Source organism: Pirellulales bacterium, from assembly GCA_035546535.1.
Taxonomy (GTDB): domain Bacteria; phylum Planctomycetota; class Planctomycetia; order Pirellulales; family JACPPG01; genus JACPPG01.
On sequence record DASZWQ010000059.1, the window covers coordinates 1 to 21,807 of the forward strand.

Sequence of the window (21,807 nt, forward strand, 5' to 3'; positions counted from 1 at the left end):
GGTGGCGTCGGCACGTTCTGCCGTGGATCGTATCGCCGACGCAAGGCCGCGCGACGCGCTTCGGGACTGGTCGCAATCGCGGCCGGCTCATCGGTCCGATGCCGCGTGAACCAGGTCATCAGGGCCGGCAGCATCACGAGCGATGTAAACAGACAGCACGTCACACCGATGGTCAGCACGCGTCCCAGGCTTTGCAATCCTTGATGGCTGGCGATCATCAGGGCGCCGAAGCCAACGATCGTCGTCAGCGAATCAACCAGCACCGCCACGGCGGTGGATTGCGAGATCTTGTATTTCCCCTTCTGATCGAGGAAATCGTGAACGATGTGTACGCCTTCGTCGACGCTGATCCCCAACAGCAGCGGCAGCGCGATCATGTTGGCCGGATTGAGCGGAATACCCAACAGGCCCAACAGGCCGAACGTTTGCGCCAGCCCCACGGCCAATGGCAAGAGGGCGAGCAACGTGTAGCGAATGCTGCGGAAATCGAAGAGCAATAGCGCGCTGATCACGATCAAGGCATACAGCGCCGATTTCTCGAAGCTCTGCTTCATCTCGAGCGAAGCTTCGTACGCCTGCAGCGGGTTGCCGGTCGCCCGCGGATCGACCGAGCGCACGTCCTGCACGAATTTGCCGAGCGCTTCCATGTCCCAGATATTGCCCCGCCCGTAAATCTTCAGCAGGTGCAGGCCGTGGGCGCCGACGAAGCGGCTGGTCAGGCTTTCGGGCAGGTCGGTCAGCTTGGGCGGCTCGGGATTGGCCATGCTTTTCAGGACGTACAGCCGGCTCAAAAGGTCGCCGGCCATTTGCTGCTGATACTGCGAAACCAGCGCGCGGCACTCCGAGACCTGCATCCGTCGCAGTTTGTCGCGCGACTGCTCCAGATCGACTTCCGCCCGCGACCGTGAACTGCGCCGGGCGATCAACTCCTGCGCCCGGGCCAGCAGTCGCCCCAACTCCTCCGGGCGATCAACCGGAATCACCGGCGGGCGCTCGGGCAGGGTATCCAATTGCTGTCGGATGCGCGCGATCAAGGGCGCTTTCACTTCGTGATCCGAAGGGAGCAGCGAGACAATTTCCTCGGTCCGCTCGATGGAGTCGATTTTCAGGAACTCGGCCTTGCGCTTGAGCAGCTCTTCGCGATTCTCGGCGATCGACAGAGCGTACCACATGCTCTGGTCGCTCTCGGCCAGCAGCTTGCGTTCGAGCTCGACGCTTTCCAGCCCCACCGGCTGCATATTCAAAAGATTGTGGTCGTACCAAAGCCGCGTCATGCCGCAAGAAATCACCACCGTGCCCGCCACCGTGGCGAACAGCAGCAGCCGGGGCATCTTCATCAGCGGATTGATCATCGAGTGGATGGGCAGACTCTCGGGCATTCGCTTGCCATAGCCGCTGCGGTCGACCAGGCAAATGACGGCCGGCAGAATCACGAGTTCGGCAATCGCGCACAAGATGATGCCGCCGCCGGCGATGACCCCCAATTCGGCAATGCCGATGAAGTTCGTGAAGCCGGCGGCGAAGAAGGCCACGGCGGTAGTGATGGCGCCTGTCAGAATCGAGGGCCCCACCTCGAACGAGGCACGGATCAAGGCATCGGGGCAGCTATAGCGCTCGTCGCGCAGTTGCAGATACCGCGCGGAGTAGTACACGCCATAGTCGATGCCGATGCCGATGAGCGTGGCCGTGAACGAGACGCTGAGAATGTTTAAATGCCCTACGACCAGCGTCACGTAACCGAACGCCCAGGCCATGCCCAAGAGCAGCACGAGGTTGGCCAAGAGAGCGTGGCGTATGCCGCCAAAGCCGGCGACGAACAAAGCTCCGACGCCCAGCATCGACACCATGCTGGCCCAGAACATCGACGTTTGGCTCGATCGCATCTCGTCGTTTTCCATGATCGGCAAGCCGGTCAGGCCGATCTTGGTTTCGGGATGCCGCGCCGACATCTGCGCGATCAGATCACGGAGAGCGTCGGTCGCCTCGGTGGCCCTGGCGAACTCGTCCTTGCCCTTGGCCAGCCGTAACGCGACGAAGCCGAGCTTGCCTTCCTTGGTCAGCAGGTACTCGCCCGACAACTCGCTGAGCGTGGCGAACGACTGCGGCATAGCGGGCCACGGCGACTCGTAACGACCGGCGTGCGAGAGCGCTGCATTCAAGCTGGTGGCGAAGCGTTCGGCTTCGGCGTCGATCGCGGCGCCGGCCGGATCGGCCGGAGCACGAGCGCTGGCTTCGAGCCGCGCACAGAGCCCCTCGGTCATATGCCCGAGGTTCAATAGCGACCAGTTGCCGCCGACGATTGGCCCCACCTCGGTCAAGAAGCCGTCGAGCCGCATCAGCTCTTCGGGCGACAGGTAATGCAATCCCTTGGAGCGGATCTTGCCGAGATTGACTTCGTGCAAAACGGCGTGAAATAGCCGCTCTTGCCGCGCCAATGCTTGCGAGATTTCTTGCAGTACAGGAACGACCTGGTCTCGATTGGCTCCCTCGACAACCACGACCGCATCGTCGTCGTCGCCGAATTCATTGATGTATTCGATCCACAGGCGGTTGTAGTCGCTCTCGGGATTTAGAAGATCGAGCCGGCTGGTGTGGAAGCTGAGGCGCGTCGTCGTCAGGTAGATCGAGACACAGGCCAGGGCCACACCCAGCGTCACTGTGGCGACCGGAAAGCGCACGACGGCCCGGGTCAGGGCGCTCATGGCATGCGCTAACAGCGAAAACTCACCCTGCGGCGTCCTATCCGCGGACATGAGGCGATCCATCGAGGTTGGCGAAATCGAAGTGGCAATAACCGCTGCAGCGTGCCACACACGCATCCTGCGCGAGCGCACGCTTCAACCAGGCTCGTGGCAACCGCGTGTAACACGCGGAGGCTCATCCGGGCCTTGTTTTCGAGCCGGCATACGAAACTCGGCAAGCTCGAAAGGTCGGGCATTCTAGCTGCACCCTGACGGGGGGGCAATGCGAATCGATGTCCGACAGCACGCCATGTGGCTTGCAAACTTGTAAGCCGATCGATAGCAATGCGCGCAGCGGAAGATCAAGCGTTGCTTCGCGCCACGAGTCGCGCCAGCAAGTCGGCCGCAGCGCCGTCGTCGATCGCTTCGGACGCCAAGCGCGCTGCCGCGCGCGGATCTGTGGCCTTACCCGCCGTCAGAAGCGCCGCTGCCGCGTTGAGCACCACGATGTCTCGCGCCCGCCCATGTTGGCTGGCCAGCACCCGGCCGATGATCGCCGCGCTTTCCTCGGCGCCGGTCACCAGCAGTTCCGACAAGTCCGACGGCTCGATACCAAAATCCTCGGGCTGCCAGGTGAACTCGCGCAATCGATCGCCGTTAACTTCGGTCACTTGGGTGGTTCCGTTGAGCGTTACTTCGTCCAACCCGTCTTCGCCGCAAACCACCAGGGCACGCTCGATTCCCAATAGGCGCAGGGCCTCGGCCATGGTCGGACGCAACTCGGGTCGGCCAACGCCGAGGAGTTGAAACGGCGCATGCGCCGGATTCGAGAGCGGCCCGAGCACGTTGAAAATCGTCGGAGTCCCCAACTGCTGACGGACGCGCGCGACATTCTTCATAGCCCCGTGCAAGAGCGGCGCAAAGCAGAAGCAGATGCCCAGTTCGTCCAGGCAAGCTTCGACCGTCGCCACGTCAGCTTCGATGTTCACGCCGAGCACGGCCAGCACGTCGGCCGATCCGCAGGTGCTGGTCACGCGTCGATTTCCATGTTTCGCGACCGGCACGCCGGCGGCCGCGGTGACGATGGCCGCGGCCGTGCTGATGTTGAACGTGCGGGATCCGTCGCCGCCGGTGCCGCAAGTATCGATGATCCCTTCGCGGCGGCTGCGGATGGGCGTCATATGCCGCCGCAGCGCCGAGGCAGCACCGGCGATCTCCTGCACGGTTTCCCCTTTCAGGCGCAAACCACTCAAGAACAGCCCGATCTCGGCGTCGGAGCAGAGCCCCAGCATGATGGCTTCAACGGCGCGCGCAGCAACTTCCATGGATAAATCTTCGCCGCCGGCGATGCGCCCCAGGGTCTCCTCGATCAACTGCACGTCCTCCGATGCCGGGAAGCGAACCCGAAATATGAGCCTGCGATTAGCAATTAGTTGTAGTCCAGCGCGCGGCAAAGATCGAATCCGCATATCAGGGACCAAGCCAGCTTAGCCTTGTTCGCGCGACAGGCAGGACTTACAATTTCCGCCGGACGATTTCGATCGATCAGGGAGGGATGACGTTGGACCCCCGCAAGGTGATTCTGGATGTCGACGGGGGCATTGACGATGCTTTGGCCCTGACGATAGCGCTTTTCGACCCGCGCATCGAGGTCACGGCCGTCACGGCCGTCGGCGGTAGCGTTCCGCCGGAGCGCGCCGCGCGGAACGTACAGACGATTGTCGAAACCCTCGACCCACCGCGCTGGCCGCGCGTCGGCGCGCCGACGATCCCTGAGCGGCCCCTACCGGCCGACAATTGCCACATTTACGGCGCCGATGGCCTGGGCAACAGCGATTTCGCCGTTTCCGAGCTGCACCATTTGCACCCGTCGGCCAAGATCATCGCCGACGAGATTCGCGCTGCGCCGGAGGAGGTCACGATCGTCTGCCTCGGCCCGCTGACGAACATCGCCGGCGCCTTTCGCCGCGACCCGGCGCTCGCGTCCCAGGTCGGACAACTGGTGATCATGGGGGGGGCACTGGCGGGCGGGAATGTCACGCCGGCCGCGGAATTCAATATCTATTGTGATCCGGGAGCCGCGCGCGAGGTCTTTCGCCAGCCTGCGACGATGACGCTCGTCCCGCTCGATATCACCAAGCAGGTCGCCATGACCTTCGGCGATCTTGATCGCTTGCCTGCCGAAACGACGCGCGCTGGCAAGCTGCTGCGGCGCATTCTGCCGTTTGCATTTCGCACGCACCGGCAGGAGTTCGGGCTCGAGGGGATGTACCTGCACGACACGGTGGCACTTGTGGCGGCTTTGCACCCCGAGCTATTCGTTACGGAGCGGATGGCCGCCGACGTTGAGACGCAGGGCGAACTCACCGCCGGCGAGACGGTCTTTGACCGACGCAGCGTGCCGCAGTGGCGCCATAACGTTTACGTGGCGACCAAGGTCGATGCCGCGGGCGTGATGGACGTGGTGATTCGCGGCATCAAGGAAGCGGCCCGCGCGAGTTGAAGAGTGAGCGATCCGCGGCCGCGCAACACGATCCCGGCCGGTGAAAACGTCGAATTCGTTGTGCCATGCTTTTTCGCGGCACGCGAATAAGCATGTGACCAACGAGGATCGAACGTGACTCGCGATTGAGCCCCGTTCTTAGGTGCAAGCGACCGTGACAATGCTCATCGCGCGCCATTCGGCATGCTTATTCGCCAGGCGGCGAAAAAGCATGGCACACCGGGTGGATGAGCTCCGTAGACCGCGCGTCTGCTCTATGCGCCCTTACCGCGGTGTGTCGACGACCGAAGACTTGCGGAAGCGGGCGGCATCGCCGACCTTGGCCGTGAGTTGAATTTCGTGTCCGCCACGCCAGACGACAACGGGCACGGCTTTGCCGACCTCGGTCATGCTGACGATATTGACCAGGTGGTCGCCGTCGTCGACCGGGACGCCGTTGAATTTGAGTATCACGTCGTCGACGCGCAAGTTCGCCGCCTCGGCGGGGCCTCCCTCGGTCAGTCCTTCGATGCGTGCACCGTACGGACGTGGCAGGCCGAGTCGGGCCGCCATGGCGGCATCAAAATCCTTGTCGTACGTCACGCCCAAGAAGGCCCGCACGACCACGCCTTTTTCCACGAGATGGCGGGCAACCATCATCACCATATTGATGGGAATGCTGAAGCCGATTCCTTCGAAGCCGCCCGAGTTGCTGACGATGGCCGTGTTCATACCGACCACCTCGCCGCGCATGTTGATCAGTGGGCCGCCGCTATTGCCGGGGTTGATCGCCGCGTCGGTCTGCAAGAAGTCTTGCAGCCGGACTCCTTGTTCGCCCAGCTTCAGATCGCGGCGCCCCTTGGCGCTAATGATGCCCGACGTGACTGAGCGGCTGAGTCCGAACGGACTGCCCATGGCCAGCACCGCGTCGCCGATCTCGAGCTGATCGCTGTTGCCGATCCGTGCGGGCACCAGATCGTCGCCGTCGACGAGCATCAGGGCGATATCGGTGTCGGGATCGGACCAGATCTGCTGCGGGTGCATTTCGTGGTTGTCGTACAGGCGGATCTTGATATCTGTTTTATTGTGGTTCTTGATGACGTGGCGATTCGTGAGGACGTAGTTCTTGCCCGCCATGTCGACAATCACGCCCGAGCCAGCCTCTTCGATCAGTCCGCGGCGCGAGCGGCCCAGGGCTTCGATCCTCTCGGCGTCGATATGAACGACCGACGGACTGACCAGCTTGATGACCGTTTTGAGAATGTTGGCCTGCCGCTGGAACTGGTCGACTTCGCGGGCCAGCAATTCGAATTGCTGCTCGCGCGCCGTCAGCGAGGCGGCGGGGCCGTCGCCGCGTTGGGCATGACCGGCCGTGGGGTAGTGCAGTAGCAGCCCGATGGCCAAACCGGTCGCGAGCAGAGCGCCCGCGACGAAAAACGAAGATCGGTGGCGAGGCATACGCGTTCGATTCCCTGCAAATGCGGCCCCTCACACGGCGCTTGCGCGTCTCGGCTCGCCGGTGAACAAACCCGCAGTGGCGCCCCCCATGATTCGTGACGAAACTCAAATGCACCCGCGAGCAAAAAGCACCCCCGGTGCATGACCGGCGGAACTCGTGACTCACAGGTGCATTTTCGCTTCGCGCCTATTGTTGCGCACGAGGGCGGCGTTGTTCAAGACGTCTCGTGTTACGAAACGTCCAGTTCGATGTCGTTGATCGACAGCTCGGTATCTCCCGAGGACGAATCCATGACGCGTCCCCAGTCGCCTGCTGCACCGCCGGCTCCGCCGTTGCGTTCGGCTTCGCGCTGGCATTCGATGCACAAAGTCGCATAGGGGAGCGCGCTCAAACGAGCCATGGGAATCTTGTTCTGGCACGATTCACACAGGCCATATTCACCGGTGCGGATTCGTTCCAGGGCGATCTCGATGCGCGACAATTCGCGGCTTTCCACCTCGGCCAGCTGGGAGTTGATCTCGTCCTGAGCCGAGTCGAGCGCAAAATCGACAACATCGCCTGCGCTTTGCTCCCGAAGCTGCTTGAGCAGACTCAAGTCTCCCGCTAGCGCCTTGCGCAGCGCGTCGCGGCGCATCACCAGCAGTTGACGCATCTTCGCCATTCCATCTTTGCGTGCCATGCCTTCACCTTACCCGTCCGATGGTCGGCTGCGTCGAAGGTAGACCCCCCTTCGAAAGAAGCCGTGCTCGAACTCGCTGAATTGCCTCGAGTCCCTGTTCTAAACCGCCACTTCGACCGTTCTGCCGAGCCATCCGGGCCGGTAAAAACGGCAACCAAACTATAGTACGCACGACACCCCAGAGAGGTCGGGGAAATCGCGCAGGATTGTACGGCCCCCGTCAAGGGGCCTAACCCACTGACAAACAAGGTCTTGTGAAAGCTGTCACAAGGTCCGTTTCCGGCGAACCCCTTTGCCAGCGAACGACCTCGACCTCGGGAAGGTTGCGAGAAGAATCGGCCGACTTTTCCGTCGGATGATTCTCCGCGAAAGCCGTCCCGCGGACGCTATCCGATAATCGACAGAACCGGCAAGGATATGCAGCCGATTTTGGCCGGCGGGCTGATTTCTGCTCGCCATTCCCAGCCGTTTTTCGGCGGGAAACAGCCCTTTCGCAGAAAAAGAGTGAAGAGGGCGAGGGGTTTCCTCTTGGCCGTCGAAACGTCGGCCTCGTGAACGCGGCATAACGTCATACCGACGCGGCTTGCCATCAGCAGCGCCAGCTCTATGGTTCTTATAGGTCCCCGTGACGGGTTTCGCGTGGCACGCGGAACTTGTTCGTGTAGCGCGTGGCGAGATCGAATCGCTAACTCTTCACTCGGCGGATCAGCACCTCGTAGGCGTCGCGTTTGAAAATCGCTCTTCCCGCCAAGCGCGACATTGGGCCATGATGCCCACAGTCAGCAATATCCTTCGCGAAGGGCATAGCCATGCAGAGCACTGCCGCAAGGACCTGGCAAGGCCGCTCATTTATCGCCGGCCACTGGCGCGATGCACGCGGCGAGGCTTTCGAGAACCTCAATCCGGCGAATACGTCTGAGGTATTGGGCGTCTACCCGCGCGGAAGCGCCACGGAAGTTGACGAGGCCGTGCGTGCAGCGCGAGCCACTTTCGATGCCTGGCGGCGCACGAGCCGCATTCGCCGCGGCGAACTGTTTTTGAACCTGGCGAACTTGATTCGTCGTGACACCGACGGGCTGGCCGCGATCCTCGCGCGCGAAAACGGCAAGGTGCTGAACGAAGCCCGGGCCGAGGTCGTCGAAGGTTTGCACATGGTCGAGTACGTCTTCGGCACGGCGCGGCAGCCGACAGGCCAGGTCATCGATTCCGAGGTCGAGGCCAAGGATTTGTACGTGCGCCGCAAGCCGCGCGGCGTAATTGCGGTGATTACACCCTGGAACTTCCCGTTCGCCGTGCCGCTGTGGATGCTTGGCCCCAGCTTGCTCGAAGGAAACACCACGGTCTTCAAGCCCTCGGAGGAAACGCCGGAAATTGGCGAGCGCCTGGTGAAATTGTTCGAGGAGGCCGGCTTCCCAGCGGGCACGATCAACCTGGTGCACGGCGTTGGCGAGGAAGCCGGGGATGCTCTTGCGCGCCACGCCGACGTGGACGTCGTCGCCTTTACCGGCAGCTACCAGGTCGGATCGCACATCCGCCGCCTGGCCGCCGAGGCCGATCACAAATCGTGCGCCCTGGAGATGGGATCGAAAAGCGCCGTCATTGTCTGCGAAGACGCCGACTTGCCACTGGCCGTGAACGCCGCGCTGTTGAGCGCCTTCAAGACCACCGGGCAGCGTTGCGTTTCCGCCGGGCGCATCCTGGTGCATCGCAGTCAACTGGATCGCTTCGCCGAGCAGTTTGTCGCGCAAGCCAAACGCCTGAAGTTCGGCGACCCGTTCGACCCGACCGTCTTTGCCGGCCCCATGATCAATCAGGCCGGGGTCCAGAAGGTGCTCCAGTACAACGAACTCGCAAGGCGCGAGGGAGCCAGGATTCTCCTCGACGGTGGCCGACTGACCGGTGAGCCGCATGGGCGCGGGCTGTTCCTGTCGCCCTTCGTTTATATCCAGGAGCATCGGCCGGGCGTACGCACGATTCGCGAAGAAGTGTTCGGACCGCACGTGGCGATCATCCCCTTCGACAGCGACCAACAGGCGATCGGTATTTACAACGACACGCCGTACGGCCTGTCGATGGCCGTCATTACCGAAGACTATCGCCGCTGGCGATTGTTCCGCGACGAATGCGACTACGGCATGGGCTATGTCAACTTGCCGTGCATCGGCGCCGAGGTACATCTGCCGTTCGGCGGCGTGAAGCGGAGTGGCAATGGACAACCGTCGGCGGCGGCACTGGTCGATGCCGTGACGCACAAAACAGCATTCACGGTCAACTACGACCGCAAGATCACCATGGCCCAAGGAATGAGCGCGGAAATCACGGACGGAAAGAAATCGTAAACAGCTTTAGGCGAAAGTGGGTATGGGTGCCACTGTTGGCCTGCCCAACAGTGCCTGTCCCATCGCGGTTTTGCACGGGTGGACAAGCCACCCGTGGCACCCTCACCCAGACGTGAGTCAAAGGGAGGATCGATCATGCGTTCCACGATCACCACCACCCCGAACGTTGCTCGTCCGGTTTTGTTGACGTCTCTACCGGGCCCCAAGGCCGCGGCCTGGATTGCGCGCGACGACCAGGTGCTATCTCCCTCCTACACCCGGGCGTATCCGCTGGTCGCGGCCCGCGGCAACGGCTGCACGATCGAGGACATCGATGGCAACCTGTTCCTGGATTTCACGGCCGGCATTGCCGTCACGGCCACGGGTCATTGCCATCCCGACGTCACGGCGGCCATCGTCGACCAGGCCGGTAAGCTCTTGCACATGTCGGGCACCGACTTTTATTACACTCCCGAAATCGAACTTGCCGAACGATTGGCGCGACTGGCGCCAGGTCCGCAACCCAAGCGCGTCTTCTTCACCAACAGCGGCGCCGAATCGGTCGAGGCCGCACTGAAGCTGGCGCGCTACCATACGCGGCGGCAGCGTGTGATCGCCTGCCAGGGAGCCTTTCACGGCCGGACGTTCGGCGCCATGTCGCTCGGCGGCTCAAAGGCGATTCATCAGCGCGGCTTCGGGCCGCTGGTGCCGGGCGTGCATCGGATCCCCTTCAATTGCGACCAGGCGTTACTCGAGGAGCAATTCCGCACCGTTTGTCCGGCCGACGAGGTCGCGGCCATTTTTGTCGAGCCGATCCAAGGCGAAGGGGGCTACCGGTTGCCGGATGCCGATTTCCTGCCGATGCTCAGGCGCGTCTGTGACGAACACGGCATCTTGCTCGTGGCCGATGAAGTGCAGTCGGGCATGGGCCGCACCGGCAAGATGTTCGCCATCGAGCATTTTGGCGTCACGCCCGACGTGGTCTGCCTGGCCAAAGGCTTGGCCAGCGGCTTGCCGCTGGGAGCGATCGTCGCCAAGGCGGATCTGATGGACTGGCCCTCGGGCAGTCATGCGTCGACGTTCGGCGGCAATCCCGTCTGCTGCCGAGCGGCGCTCGCGACCATCGACTTGCTCGAACATGAATACATGCAGAACGCTACCGAGCGCGGCCGGCAATTGCTGGTCGGCCTCCAGCGGCTCGCCGAAAAGGAACCGATGCTGGCCAGCCCACGCGGGCTGGGGCTGATGGTCGCCGTCGACGTGACGCACAACGGCCATCTCGACCCTGGCCGACGTGATGCGATCGTCGAGGCAGCGTTCCATCGCGGCCTGTTGCTCTTGGGTTGCGGAAAAGCGGCTGTGCGATTCTGCCCCGGCCTATGCGTCACGGCAGCGCAGATCGAAAGCGCGCTCGAGATACTGGCCGATGCGTGCGGGGATGCCGCTGCTGCGGCTTAGTTGGCAGAGGGCAGCGGGCAGAGGGCAGTAAAATACAGGGAATGCCGGAATGCTTTCGTAGCGCGACGGAAATTATCAACGTCTGCATTAACTGCCGTCTGCCTGCTGCCCGCTGCCCGCTGCCTACTTTTTCCGCTTACAGCAGGCTCTCCAGCAGCAGCCGCATCTTGCGCATTTCGGCCATGTGATCGACGCCCGACTCGGGCTCTTCCAGGATGTTGACGCACAGCGCGCGGTTATAGCGGAACTTTCCGAGCTGCGTCACCAGGCGGCCGTACTCGATCTCTCCCTGCCCGACGCGGACTTGCAGCTTGTCCTTGGTCGTATCGCGCAGCTGCAGGTGGATCACGTACTTGAAGATCGCGTCGTAATTGCCGCCCTTGTTCGGGCCGTAGACGAAGTGGCTTGGGTCGAGCGTAATGCCAAGCCCTTTGACGTTGTCGCACATCACCATGGCGGTGCTGGGGTCCTGGCTCATGCGGCCCGTCTCGGTCTTCAGGCCGACCTGCACTCCGTCCAGGGAGCCGATGCGCACCAATTCGCGCAGCCGCTCGATTTCGGCATTGAAGGGGGTTCCCAGCTCGCCGGATCGCACCGTGATCGCGACCACCTTCGTGGCTTTGGCCAGCTTGCAGCAGGCCGAGAATTGCTCGTAGTACTGGTCCCCTTCGGCGTCCATATCGACGATGTACGCCACGGGTGTCAGCCGATGTGTCTCGCGACAAGCGGCGATCGCCGCCTCGAGATCGGCAAGAACTTGCGAGGGCTTGAGCTGATTGCCGCTCTCGATGAGCGCGATTTCGACGCGGTTATATTCCAGGTCGACCAGCCGCTGGAGGGCCGCGTCCAGGGGGAGATCAGCAAAGCACTCGGTCGACGCAGCGACAAACACAGGGGCCACTCCTTTGTGTGGAAGCATCGAGCCAGAGGCAGCGCGATCGAAATACACCGCGCGAGCATGCTGGCATCTGTCGGGGCCGACGGCTCTTCCGTGGACGACTGTGCCGCGGACCCCAATAATTCACCTTCAAACGCTGCCGTAGCTTACTGCCCCGGGCCGTCGGCTGGCAACACCCCTGAGTCGTGCAATCGGCCTCGGGCACCGATTGCTATAATGCGCTCGCGATTCGATCAAGTCGGTGACCGGTGTAAGAACGCTAGCCGTCCGGCGCGAGAAGGAGAAGGAATGAGTTCCGAAGATCTTTCACATAGGCCCACCCCTTACCCCGTGCCGCCGACCACCGAGCGCATCATCGTCACGGCGCCGCCTCCGCGGCGCAGCTTGCTGGGGACACTGGGACGCGTGCTTTTTTTCCTGTTCCTGGTCCTGCCCGGCATCCTCGTCGCACTCTTGGTCGTGGGAACGTTGGCGTCGCTCACCGGTAACGTCGAGACCGGTGTCGCTGAGCACTACCATTCCCTTTCGAAAACCGCCACGGACAAGATCGCGATCATCACCGTCGACGGCGCGATCATCAGTGGCGAAGGCTTCATCAAGAAGCAGATCGATCACGTTCGCGACGATAAAAGCGTAAAGGCCGTGGTGCTGCGCGTGAACTCGCCCGGCGGCACCGTGACGGCCAGTGATTACCTGTACCATCACCTGCGCAAGATGCTCGAAGAGCGCAAGATTCCGATGGTCGTCAGCATGGGCGGCATCGCCGCCAGCGGCGGATATTACATCGCCATGGCCGTCGGCGGCGGCGAGAACGTCATCTTTGCCGAGCCCACCACGTGGACGGGGTCAATCGGCGTGATCATTCCGCATTACAACGTCGCGGGCCTGATGAAGACGTGGGAAGTCGAAGAGGATTCGATCAAAAGTGGTCCACTCAAGCAGATGGGAACGCCCACACGCCCGATGACCGCCGAAGAGCGCGAGATTTTCCAGCATCTGGTCGACGACAGCTTTCAGCGTTTCCAGGACATCGTGAAATATGGCCGGCCGGCTCTGGCGACGGATGCCGAAAAGCTCGCCAAGGTGACTACGGGCCAGGTCTTTACCACGAATCAGGCCGTCGCTAACGGACTTGTGGACCAAGAGGGCTACATCGAAGAGGCCATCGATCGCGCCGCCGAGCTGGCAGGGCTATCGCGCACGAGCGCCAAAGCCGTTCGATACAAATCGCACGGCGGATTCCTGTCGATGCCGTTTTCGGCCGAAGCGCGCCCGACCTTGGACCTTGCCTCGTTGATTGACCTGGCGTCACCGCGGGCGTATTTCCTCTGCACCTGGCAATTGCCACTGGCGGCACAGCAGCGGTAACACGTCAGGGATTGTCCGTATCCGTCTTTTCGCCATCGCGCCGATTGGTGCCGTGCGGCCGGCCGCCCGATCGCTCGCGGCCGCTGTCGCCCGCTTTCGCGCGATGCTCGCGCCACAGGTGAACCAGTTCGCGCTGCATCTGCTCGGGTGGTAGGGCCCGCAGGTAGGAGCGCTCGCTGTCCGTAAGATTGTTCTTGAAGAGGTCGTGCAATTCGCCCGGACTGGGCCGGCGGAAGCCGCCACGACGGTCACCGCTCCAGCCAGGCATGCGGGCTTGAAAGATCCAGCCGCGCATGAGCCGCCGCTGCTCTTCTTCGGTTTGCGCCTGATCGAGCATCTGCTGCGCGGGTTCCGAGAGTCCGCTGCGCAGCTCGGCGAGCTCGTCGGCAGTGACCGTGGGTGGCCGGCCTTCGCGTTGTGCCTCGCCCCATCGCTTTTGCAAATCGTATTTGGCGAGCCAGGCGTTCAGCACCTTGACATCCGCAGGATCGAGTCGGTTGCGCCTGCCCTGCGATTGCGCACCGCGCAATTCGTCGATGCGTTTCAGCCGCTCTTCGGCCGGCAAGGCCGAGAGCATAATCCGCTGGCTCGACGGCAACTCGCTGAGCCAGTCCTGATAACCCTGCATGGTTTTCAGCAACTCGTCGCGCTGCGGATCGGCTTCGATCTCTTCCCACAGCGTACGCAACCGCTGCTGTTCCGCGCGGTCGAGCCGCCGGAAGCGCTCGTAATTCTGGGCAAGCTGCTCGCGCTCCTGCGGGTCCATTTGCTCGACGTGGGCGCGGCGCTCGGCAAGCGATTCATCAGCCCTGGCGGTCATCGGGCCTGCGCCCATCAAAGACAGCGCGACTGCCGGCAAACCAAGCCGGAGGGCGACGCTTGTTTTCGGCCTAGCCGTCATGCTTAGGCTCCTGCGGTTGGAAATCGCGGGATTGCAACATGCGCAAGAACTCGATGTCCTCGACGGCGCGATACTGGTCGAGGTTCTCGACCACGGGCAAGTCGCGCAGCAATTGTTCGTCCGCCCGATCGCCAATCACGGCAACGGCGAAAAAGCCGGCCGCCGCGGCCACGGCCATCAGTCCGGCGGCAATGAGCCAGGCGCGGCGCTTATGGCGCGGCGCCTCGGCCTGGATCGCCACGAGATCCTCTTCGGCCTTCAGGGCGATCATCTCGACGGTCGAACGCGTAAACGATTCGTCGACCTGCGTGCGGGGCAACTCCTCGAGCAATTGCCAACTCCGCTCCAATTGCCAGACCTCCTCGCGGATGCGCGGATCGGCGGCCAGCGCCTCCTCGACACGGCGTGCTTCCTGGCTGTCCAATTCGCCGTCGAGGTAGCCGACGAGCTGTTGTTCCAGCTCCGGCCCGCCGTCGTCGGAAAGGGGTTTCTCGCTCATCGACTCATTCCGCGGCGGGACGGTCCCCGCGCTCGAGGTAAGGCTCCAACACTTCTTTCAAGTTCAGGCGCGCTCGCGAGAGCAGCGACTTAATCGCCTCTTGCGACATGTCCATCGTTTCGGCGATGTCGGCGTAGCTCATGTTCTCGAATTTGCTCAGCAGTACGGCCATCCGCTGCCGTTCGTTCAGCGCCTCGATGGCCAGTCGCACGACTTCACGCATTTCGGCTTTGTCCAATTGCCGTGCCGGCATCAGGCCGCTGGCGGCCTGGGCCAATTGATCCAGGCGGTTGCCGCCGGAGCTGCTGCCGTCGCTCACCGAAAGGCTTACTTCGCGACGTCGTGAACGCGACCGGCGGGCGTTTGCCGCCACGTTGTTGGCGATCGTGAACAGCCACGTCGAGAACTTGGCGCCTGGCACGTACCGCTTGCGCGAGCGGTAAACGCGCAGGAAGACCTCTTGCGCCAGGTCCTCGGCCTGGTCTCGGCCGCCGACCAGATGATCCAAAACCGTCACCAGGCGGTTCTGATACCGGAGCATCAATTCTTCAAAGGCTGCCGCGCTGTCATTGCGCACCTCCAGCATCAGCCGCACGTCCGGATCGCGCAGCTCGTAGCCGTCGGGCGAATGATCGCTAGTCGCCAACCGTGCCCCTCACGTCACGAAAAAAAGCATTTGTCGCTCGACACGCTTCGTAAGACCTTTGGTCAGCGAAGCCTTGAGCACGTCACCTCTCATGCGTCTCATTCAGCATACGCTCGTTCGGCACCATTCGCAGCATCGCTGTTTGCCGCAAATTCGCCGCTGGTCGCAATTCGAAGGCACTTGCCAGGCCTCAAAAGATCTAACCCCGCCAGTGAAAGAGGGTTTCTGGCGCCCTTGGCACAGGCGAATTCGACAATTCAAGTCCGGCGTTATAGGTGACGTCACTTATTCGCTGGCAAGTGCCGCCGGAGCCGGCACGGTTTGCGAACGACGCAGTTGCCCGCATGCCGCGTCGATGTGGTCCCCTTTCCGCGTGCGGACTTGGACGTTGATGCCCGCACGCTCGAGGATGCGCAAGAATTCCTGCTGTGCCCGTGCCGTCGGCGTCCGATACGGAAGTCCGGTCACCGGATTGTACGGAATGACGTTAAGAAGCGCCATTCGCCCCCTCAGCAAGCGGGCGAGCGCCTGGGCGTGCTCGGGGCGATCGTTCAGTTCGCCCAAGAGGACGTATTCGAACGTCAGGCGTCGATGGTTGGCGGCGAAAAAGCGATCGGCCGCAGCCAGTACCGTGTCGAGCGGGATGTTGCGGCTGACCGGCACCAATTGGCGGCGCAATTCGTCATCAGGCGCGTGCAGACTGACCGCGAGATGATATTGGCAGTCTTCGGCCGTCAGCCGGTCCATGGCCGGCGGCAACCCGACGGTCGATACCGTGATCTTCCGCGCCCCGATTCCTAAGCCTTGCGGACTCGTGGCTTCGCGCAATGCAGGCAACAGCGCGGGCAAATTGGCCAAGGGCTCGCCCATGCCCATCACGACGATATTGCTCAGTCGTTCTTCCGCCGGAAGCAGTCGCGCCAGGTGCAACATCTGCTCGACGATTTCGCCGCGGGACAGATTGCGCACCACGCCGTCGAGACCACTCGCGCAAAAAACGCAGCCCATCGCGCAGCCGACTTGCGTGCTGATGCAGATCGTGCGTCGCTCGTGCTCGCGAATCAGCACGCACTCGATGCGTTGCTCGTCGGCCAACGCCAGCAGCAGCTTTTCCGTGCCGTCGGCGGCCTCGCGGTGCAGGGCCACTTTCGACGTGAGGATCGTGAATTCTTCGGCCAACAGCTGCCGCAGTTGCCGGGGCAGGTCGCTCATCTGGTCGAAGCTCGTGGCCCGGCGCTCGAATATCCAACTGCGGATCTGCGCAGCGCGATACCCCGGCTGCCCCTTTTCGGCCAGCCATGTGCGCAGGTCGTCGTCAGTAAGATCGAGAATCGGCCGCACGGTCTTTCCCAACATTCGTGGCTCGATGGCGAATAGTCGATTATAACGCCCCCTGGCTGGCCGTCTTTCACGGCCGCAGGAATCGGTTTGACACTTCCGATCGCGCGGGGGGACAATGCCGCAGCGTTCCCATCACCAGGAGCTATCCCGGGCATGTCTAATGTTGAGCGATTCCAGGCCGAGCCGCCCCCTCCACCGTCGGGCATGAGCACCACGGCCAAGGTTGTCCTTGGTTGCCTCGCCGGCTTAGGCGTGTTGTGCCTTCTCCGTTGTGGCAGCTTCGTCGGATTGAGCTGGTGGGGGATCAGCAAGTTGAAGAGTTCCGTCCTGCGCGAGCCGGCACAAATCCAGGCCCTCGCCGCCGACGTCGGCACGATCGACGTCCCGCCGGGCTTGCACCCCGAGGCGGGCATCGACATGCGCATCCCGTTTGTCGATCGTACCTTCCTTAAAGCCGTGATCTATACCGACGATCGTCACAGTCAAATCCTGGCGCTCGCGGAATTCTCGGAAAACTTTACGGCTGTCGACGAGAACCAACTGCGCGACAAAATCGATCAGGCCTTGCACGATTCGGACGAGCACGAAGGCGACGATGATTTTCGTGTCGAAGAGACCCACACGGTAACACTTGAAATCCGCGGACAGCCCGCCGAATTTCGCATCGACCAAGGGGTTGATAAGCACGACCATAAACTCATCCGCGCGTTCGGCCGATTCGATGGACAGCACGGCGTGGGCCTGCTCTTTCTGCAACTTGACGGCGAACAAAACAGCCGCGAGCAGGTCGAACAAATCCTCCGCTCGATCCACTAGATGTCCTGGAACCGTGCCCGGGTCGGCTTGCAATTCGCCCCGTAATCCCTAGGATCGGCCCGTCGAGTTCGCTCGCGGTACGTGGGGCGAGTCTTGGTACACGGCGCACACGCGCGGGGAGTGCACGGACGATGTGGCTTCGAAACCAGCGCATTCAGCGGCTCATCGGCGGTGGCCTTTTCGAACGCGCGTCGATCGGCGCTGTATCGCGGCTCGAGCTCATGGGGCTTTCGAGTCACAAGGATCGGGACGTAGTGCGGCTGATTCGCCGCACGCGTCGCGAGCGCCGTTGGCTGTTGACGTCGAACGAGGCCTTCATCGTTTATTCGTTGGCCCGGGCCCAGGCCAAGCGGGATGCCGCTTTGGCCGAAGTCGGGACCTACCAGGGAGGCTCGGCCCGCATGATCTGCGAGGCCAAGGGCGATCGCCCGCTGCACGTCTTCGACACGTTCGAGGGCTTACCGCCCGCCGCGTCGCAAGACGGCCATGTGCATCGCCAGAACCAATACGCGTGCAGCCTGGAGAGCGTGAAGAGTTATCTGTCCGGCTACAAGAACGTGTCGTTCTACAAAGGAATTTTCCCCGACACTTCCGGGCCCGTCGAGAATCTGCGTTTCTCGTTCGCGCATTTCGACGTCGACTTATACGAAGGCACGCTGGCCTGCCTCGAATTCTTTTATCCGCGGATGCTGCCGGGCGGCGTCATGCTATCGCACGACTATTCGATCCTGTCGGGCGTGCGCGAAGCGTTCGCGGAGTTCTTGCAGGACAAGCCCGAGCCGCTCGTCGAGCTACCGACCACGCAGTGCATGGTGGTGAAGCTGCCCTGAGCGTCTGGTGGTACGTCGCCCTTTCTCGCGGGACCGTGGGTAGCATGGACAACTCGCTTGTCCGTGCGCGTAAGGCGTTCCTCGTCGACGAGCGATCGGTCGCGCGCTACGCCGAGTTGGAAGGTTGAGAAGCGCCTGCCGGCGCTCTGTCAACGAGTTGTCAGGGCCACCCGTGATTACCTCGCGACCGGCGCTTTGCTGCCCTGTCCAGTTTGCAACTTGCCTTGCGCCTCTTCCATCTGGCGGTAGTAATCACGCCGCTCGAGCAGCCGGGCCGCTTCTTGATCGAGCACGGCGATCACGTCGCGATGAAATTGCAGGGCCGAGGCCGTGACTTGTGCCGTGACCGGCCCTTCGATGGTGTCGCGAATAGCGCGCGCCTTCGCGGGTCCGCAGGCCAAGAGCAGGCATTGGCGCGATTCCACGATCGTGCCGACCCCCATCGTGATCGCCAGCCGCGGCACGGCCTCTTCGCCGCCGAAGAAGCGGGCGTTGTCGCGAACCGTTTCCTCGGTGAGCGTCTTCAGCCGCGTGCGGCTACCGAGCGACGAGCCGGGCTCGTTGAAGGCGATATGGCCGTCGCTGCCGATCCCGAGTACCTGCAGGTCGATCCCCCCCTCGTCACGGATCATCTTTTCGTACTGTTCGCAGTACGCTTCGAAATCCAAAGCCCGGCCGTCCGGCACGTGCGTGTTGCGTGCGTCGATGTTGATGTGGTCGAACAGGTTGTGCTGCATGAAGTAGCGATAGCTTTGCGGGTGCGTGGGGCCGAGTCCCACGTATTCGTCGAGGTTGAAGGTCACGACGCGCGAGAAGTCCAACCCCTCTTCGCGGTGCATGCGGATCAACTCGGCGTACATCCCCAAGGGCGTGCCACCGGTGGCCAGCCCAAGGACACAGGTCGGTTTCCGGCGCACCAGGGCGGCGACAAATCGGGCCCCGACCCGGCTGACGCCGGAGATATCCTCGCTAACGATCACTCTCATGCTTGAAGCACCCCTGCCGACCAGGCGAAATCGAAGTTTGGGCAATGTACGTGGACTGTTCGCCTGCAACAGCCGGCATTTGTAGCCCAAAAGCGTCTCGGGGCCAACGCCCCAAAGAGGTGACCGCCGAGTTCGTCTAGGAGCATTCTGGGGCGAATCGTATAATCCCCGCCCGAGTTGGGGCCCCTGGGCCGCCTGCCGTTGTTCGAACGAGCATGTCGGTCTCGGTAGAGTTTTTTTGAGTCGGCACGACCATGCGCAAGATCGCGATTCTCAACCAGAAAGGAGGCGTGGGAAAGACCACGACGGCGGTCAATCTCAGCGCTGCGCTGGCGCGTGCCGGACGCCGGGTGACGATTCTCGATCTCGATCCGCAAGCCCACGCCACGCTGCACCTGGGGGTCGAACCCGGGCGCGACGATCGTTCGATTTACGATGTTCTCACCGACGACACGCCGCTGGCGGCGGTCCGCAAAACCATTGAGGAGAACCTATGCCTGGTAGGATCCCACATCGACCTGGCGGCAGTGGAACTGGAACTGGCCGGGGTTGTCGGCCGCGAGGTGATTCTGCGCGATAAGCTCGAAGACGAAGCCGCAAGCGACGATTACTTGATCGTCGACTGTCCGCCGTCGCTGGGCATCCTCACGATCAACGCCCTGGCGGCCGTGGACGAGGTTTTCATCCCGCTGCAGCCACATTTTCTCGCCCTGCACGGCCTGAGCAAGCTGCTGGAAACCATCGAGCTGGTGGCGCGCCGCCTGAATGCCCGGTTGCGGTTGGGCGGGGTCGTTCTGTGCCTGTTCGAGTCGGCCACGCGACTGGCTACCGAGGTCAGCCGGGACGTGAACGCCTTTCTCGATCAGTCGCGCGATCGCCGCACGCCCTGGGCCGGCGCGCAGGTGTTTCAGACGCGCATTCGCCGCAACATCCGCCTGGCCGAGGCGCCCAGTTTTGGCCAATCGATCTTCCGCTACGCTCCCGACTCGCACGGGGCCGAGGATTATCGCTCGCTGGCCGATGAAGTTCTCAGCGCTGCCAGCAGAGCCGAGGCCGATGCGGCAATCATTACGGCACGTTCGGCCTGACAGGATGGCGCCGCTCTTGTCGCGCCGCAGGCCGGCTAGACAACGACGCTCACCAGCGCCTGAAAGCCCGGGTCCGACCGGATCGGATCGAAATCGGGCTCGCCGCCGACCAGATCTTTGAAACGCGGGTTGACATTAATCGCCCGCGACAGGTAATCGAGCGCCTGCTGCTTGAAGCCCTTCAAGCTGTAATAGCAAGCCAGGTTGTAGTCGATCAACGGTTCGCTGGGCTCGACCTCGTGGGCACGTTCAAGGCTATCGATCGCGTCGTCCAGCCGCCCGGTGCGCTTATAGCACCAGCCCAGCGCCATCCATGCGTGAATATTGCTCGGCGCCAGATCGACCGCATCGACGAGCAACGGCACCGCTTCTTGATAGTTCTCGAGGCTCCGAAGCGCCTCGCCCTTCAGGTAGAGCCACTGTCCCTTGAAGGTCGCCGGTTGCTCGACGCGCTCCAGCAACGCCAGCGCCTGGCGCGGCATCCCCAACTCGAGATAGCCTTCGGCCTCTCGGAGGACTCGCTGCAATCGAATGCGGTTGCTTGCCAGCACGATTTGGCCCCGGTCGAGGTACACGTGCCGAGTTCTGGCGGTGCGCGGTCAACTCGACACTCTTCTATTCTACGTGACGTTTGCAAAATGCCGAAATCGCGACGCTACCGCAAACCACGTTGCGATCGATCGCATTCAATAGGTACTTACGGAACTGCGGCGGGGTTCGATCCCCTCTAGATTTATTTCGGCCATTTAAGGTTCACGCCCCAAAAAGAGATGGGCGGATCGCGCCATCAAGTTTGGAATCTGCAGGGAGTTTGCCGGTTCGCCGGCGCGCCGCCGAGGCGCGAGGAAACGTCGAAAAATCCCACACGTATGTGGCAAAAAAACGACGCCAGAGGAAATTGGCCTGGTCGCTTCACGGACGCAACAGCCGGAACCGCAACTGGTTGCGGCGTGGCGCGCAAGGGAGAATCGTCGCTGGCGCGCTGGTTGCGTCGCGGGGATTCTCCAATCCGCCGCGCTTCTCACCGCTTTCCGCCTCGGCCCCAGCGAAGAAATCCCCTTGAGTCGCACTTTTCTCTGGCTTTTAATTCTCCTCGGAGTGCTCGTTTCCGCCGGTCCGGCACTGCTTTCGTCGTCGGCGCGTCCTGTTTTCGCGGGCCGCTCGTGGCGCCGGACGAACGACGGCTGGGAACGGATGCCACGCTGGCGAGCGCCGGAAAAATCCAAGCGGTCGTTGCTCCATCCTGCCTCGCTGGCATCCGTGCAACTGGCGCTGTCGGTACTCGCACTTTCTGGATCGTCGGGGATCTCACCGTACAGGCGATGAGAAGCCGTTCCGGCAGTCCGCCAAGCACGCT

At 62.5% G+C, this 21,807-nt stretch carries 18 protein-coding genes; 7 read left to right on the forward strand and 11 right to left on the reverse strand.

Translation table 11 applies throughout. The annotated features are described in order from the left end of the window. Both VHD36_07595 and trpD read right to left on the reverse strand, forming a co-directional pair. Positions 1-2,753, reverse strand: a 2,753-nt coding sequence (locus VHD36_07595) for an MMPL family transporter (GenBank protein HVU87167.1), incomplete at its 3' end; no start/stop codon positions are given. A 290-nt stretch (positions 2,754-3,043) separates the two neighbouring features. Next, positions 3,044-4,054 (reverse strand): anthranilate phosphoribosyltransferase, encoded by a 1,011-nt coding sequence (gene trpD / locus VHD36_07600; GenBank protein HVU87168.1) that lies wholly within the window; start codon positions 4,052-4,054, stop codon positions 3,044-3,046. A gap of 182 nt (positions 4,055-4,236) precedes the next feature. Between trpD and VHD36_07605 the strand changes: the two genes are divergently transcribed. Further along, positions 4,237-5,184: a nucleoside hydrolase gene (locus VHD36_07605; GenBank protein HVU87169.1), complete on the forward strand. Its 948-nt coding sequence runs from the start codon at positions 4,237-4,239 to the stop codon at positions 5,182-5,184. A 264-nt stretch (positions 5,185-5,448) separates the two neighbouring features. Here VHD36_07605 and VHD36_07610 read toward each other — a convergent pair whose 3' ends face one another. Further along, positions 5,449-6,621: a trypsin-like peptidase domain-containing protein gene (locus tag VHD36_07610; protein HVU87170.1), complete on the reverse strand. Its 1,173-nt coding sequence runs from the start codon at positions 6,619-6,621 to the stop codon at positions 5,449-5,451. Positions 6,622-6,851: 230 nt separating this feature from the next. Next, entirely contained in the window at positions 6,852-7,301 is a 450-nt protein-coding gene (locus VHD36_07615) for a TraR/DksA family transcriptional regulator (protein ID HVU87171.1), read from the reverse strand. 809 nt (positions 7,302-8,110) lie between these two features. Here VHD36_07615 and VHD36_07620 point away from each other — a divergent pair. Together VHD36_07620 and VHD36_07625 are read left to right on the forward strand one after the other, a co-directional pair. Continuing rightward, a complete protein-coding gene (locus VHD36_07620) occupies positions 8,111-9,640 on the forward strand; it encodes an aldehyde dehydrogenase family protein (GenBank protein HVU87172.1) in 1,530 nt (509 codons plus the stop codon). Between the two features lie 135 nt (positions 9,641-9,775). Further along, a complete protein-coding gene (locus tag VHD36_07625; GenBank protein ID HVU87173.1) occupies positions 9,776-11,077 on the forward strand; it encodes an acetyl ornithine aminotransferase family protein in 1,302 nt (433 codons plus the stop codon). Between the two features lie 136 nt (positions 11,078-11,213). Here the strand turns inward: VHD36_07625 and VHD36_07630 are convergent, their stop codons facing one another. After that, positions 11,214-11,969: a TIM barrel protein gene (locus VHD36_07630; protein ID HVU87174.1), complete on the reverse strand. Its 756-nt coding sequence runs from the start codon at positions 11,967-11,969 to the stop codon at positions 11,214-11,216. A gap of 294 nt (positions 11,970-12,263) precedes the next feature. Between VHD36_07630 and sppA the strand changes: the two genes are divergently transcribed. Then, complete coding sequence (gene sppA, locus VHD36_07635; GenBank protein ID HVU87175.1) at positions 12,264-13,343, forward strand: signal peptide peptidase SppA; 1,080 nt, start codon at positions 12,264-12,266, stop codon at positions 13,341-13,343. 4 nt (positions 13,344-13,347) lie between these two features. On the opposite strand, the gene VHD36_07640 is transcribed toward sppA, so the two are convergent. The 4 genes from VHD36_07640 to rlmN all read right to left on the reverse strand — a co-directional run bounded on the left by VHD36_07640 (position 13,348) and on the right by rlmN (position 16,745). Next, positions 13,348-14,163 (reverse strand): hypothetical protein, encoded by an 816-nt coding sequence (locus tag VHD36_07640; GenBank protein ID HVU87176.1) that lies wholly within the window; start codon positions 14,161-14,163, stop codon positions 13,348-13,350. A 70-nt stretch (positions 14,164-14,233) separates the two neighbouring features. Continuing rightward, positions 14,234-14,743, reverse strand: coding sequence for a hypothetical protein (locus VHD36_07645; GenBank protein ID HVU87177.1), 510 nt, complete (start codon positions 14,741-14,743; stop codon positions 14,234-14,236). 4 nt (positions 14,744-14,747) lie between these two features. Continuing rightward, a complete protein-coding gene (locus tag VHD36_07650; GenBank protein HVU87178.1) occupies positions 14,748-15,389 on the reverse strand; it encodes a sigma-70 family RNA polymerase sigma factor in 642 nt (213 codons plus the stop codon). A 285-nt stretch (positions 15,390-15,674) separates the two neighbouring features. After that, positions 15,675-16,745, reverse strand: a complete 1,071-nt coding sequence (gene rlmN / locus VHD36_07655) for a 23S rRNA (adenine(2503)-C(2))-methyltransferase RlmN (protein HVU87179.1) — start codon at positions 16,743-16,745, stop codon at positions 15,675-15,677. Between the two features lie 138 nt (positions 16,746-16,883). Between rlmN and VHD36_07660 the strand changes: the two genes are divergently transcribed. Both VHD36_07660 and VHD36_07665 read left to right on the forward strand, forming a co-directional pair. Continuing rightward, entirely contained in the window at positions 16,884-17,546 is a 663-nt protein-coding gene (locus VHD36_07660; GenBank protein ID HVU87180.1) for a hypothetical protein, read from the forward strand. Positions 17,547-17,677: 131 nt separating this feature from the next. Continuing rightward, a complete protein-coding gene (locus VHD36_07665) occupies positions 17,678-18,376 on the forward strand; it encodes a TylF/MycF/NovP-related O-methyltransferase (GenBank protein HVU87181.1) in 699 nt (232 codons plus the stop codon). A gap of 176 nt (positions 18,377-18,552) precedes the next feature. Here the strand turns inward: VHD36_07665 and nagB are convergent, their stop codons facing one another. Then, positions 18,553-19,362 (reverse strand): glucosamine-6-phosphate deaminase, encoded by an 810-nt coding sequence (gene nagB, locus VHD36_07670; GenBank protein ID HVU87182.1) that lies wholly within the window; start codon positions 19,360-19,362, stop codon positions 18,553-18,555. Positions 19,363-19,616: 254 nt separating this feature from the next. Here nagB and VHD36_07675 point away from each other — a divergent pair, with 254 nt between their 5' ends. Continuing rightward, positions 19,617-20,450: an AAA family ATPase gene (locus tag VHD36_07675; GenBank protein HVU87183.1), complete on the forward strand. Its 834-nt coding sequence runs from the start codon at positions 19,617-19,619 to the stop codon at positions 20,448-20,450. A gap of 35 nt (positions 20,451-20,485) precedes the next feature. On the opposite strand, the gene VHD36_07680 is transcribed toward VHD36_07675, so the two are convergent. Next, positions 20,486-21,025: a tetratricopeptide repeat protein gene (locus tag VHD36_07680; GenBank protein HVU87184.1), complete on the reverse strand. Its 540-nt coding sequence runs from the start codon at positions 21,023-21,025 to the stop codon at positions 20,486-20,488. Positions 21,026-21,807: the final 782 nt, after the last annotated feature.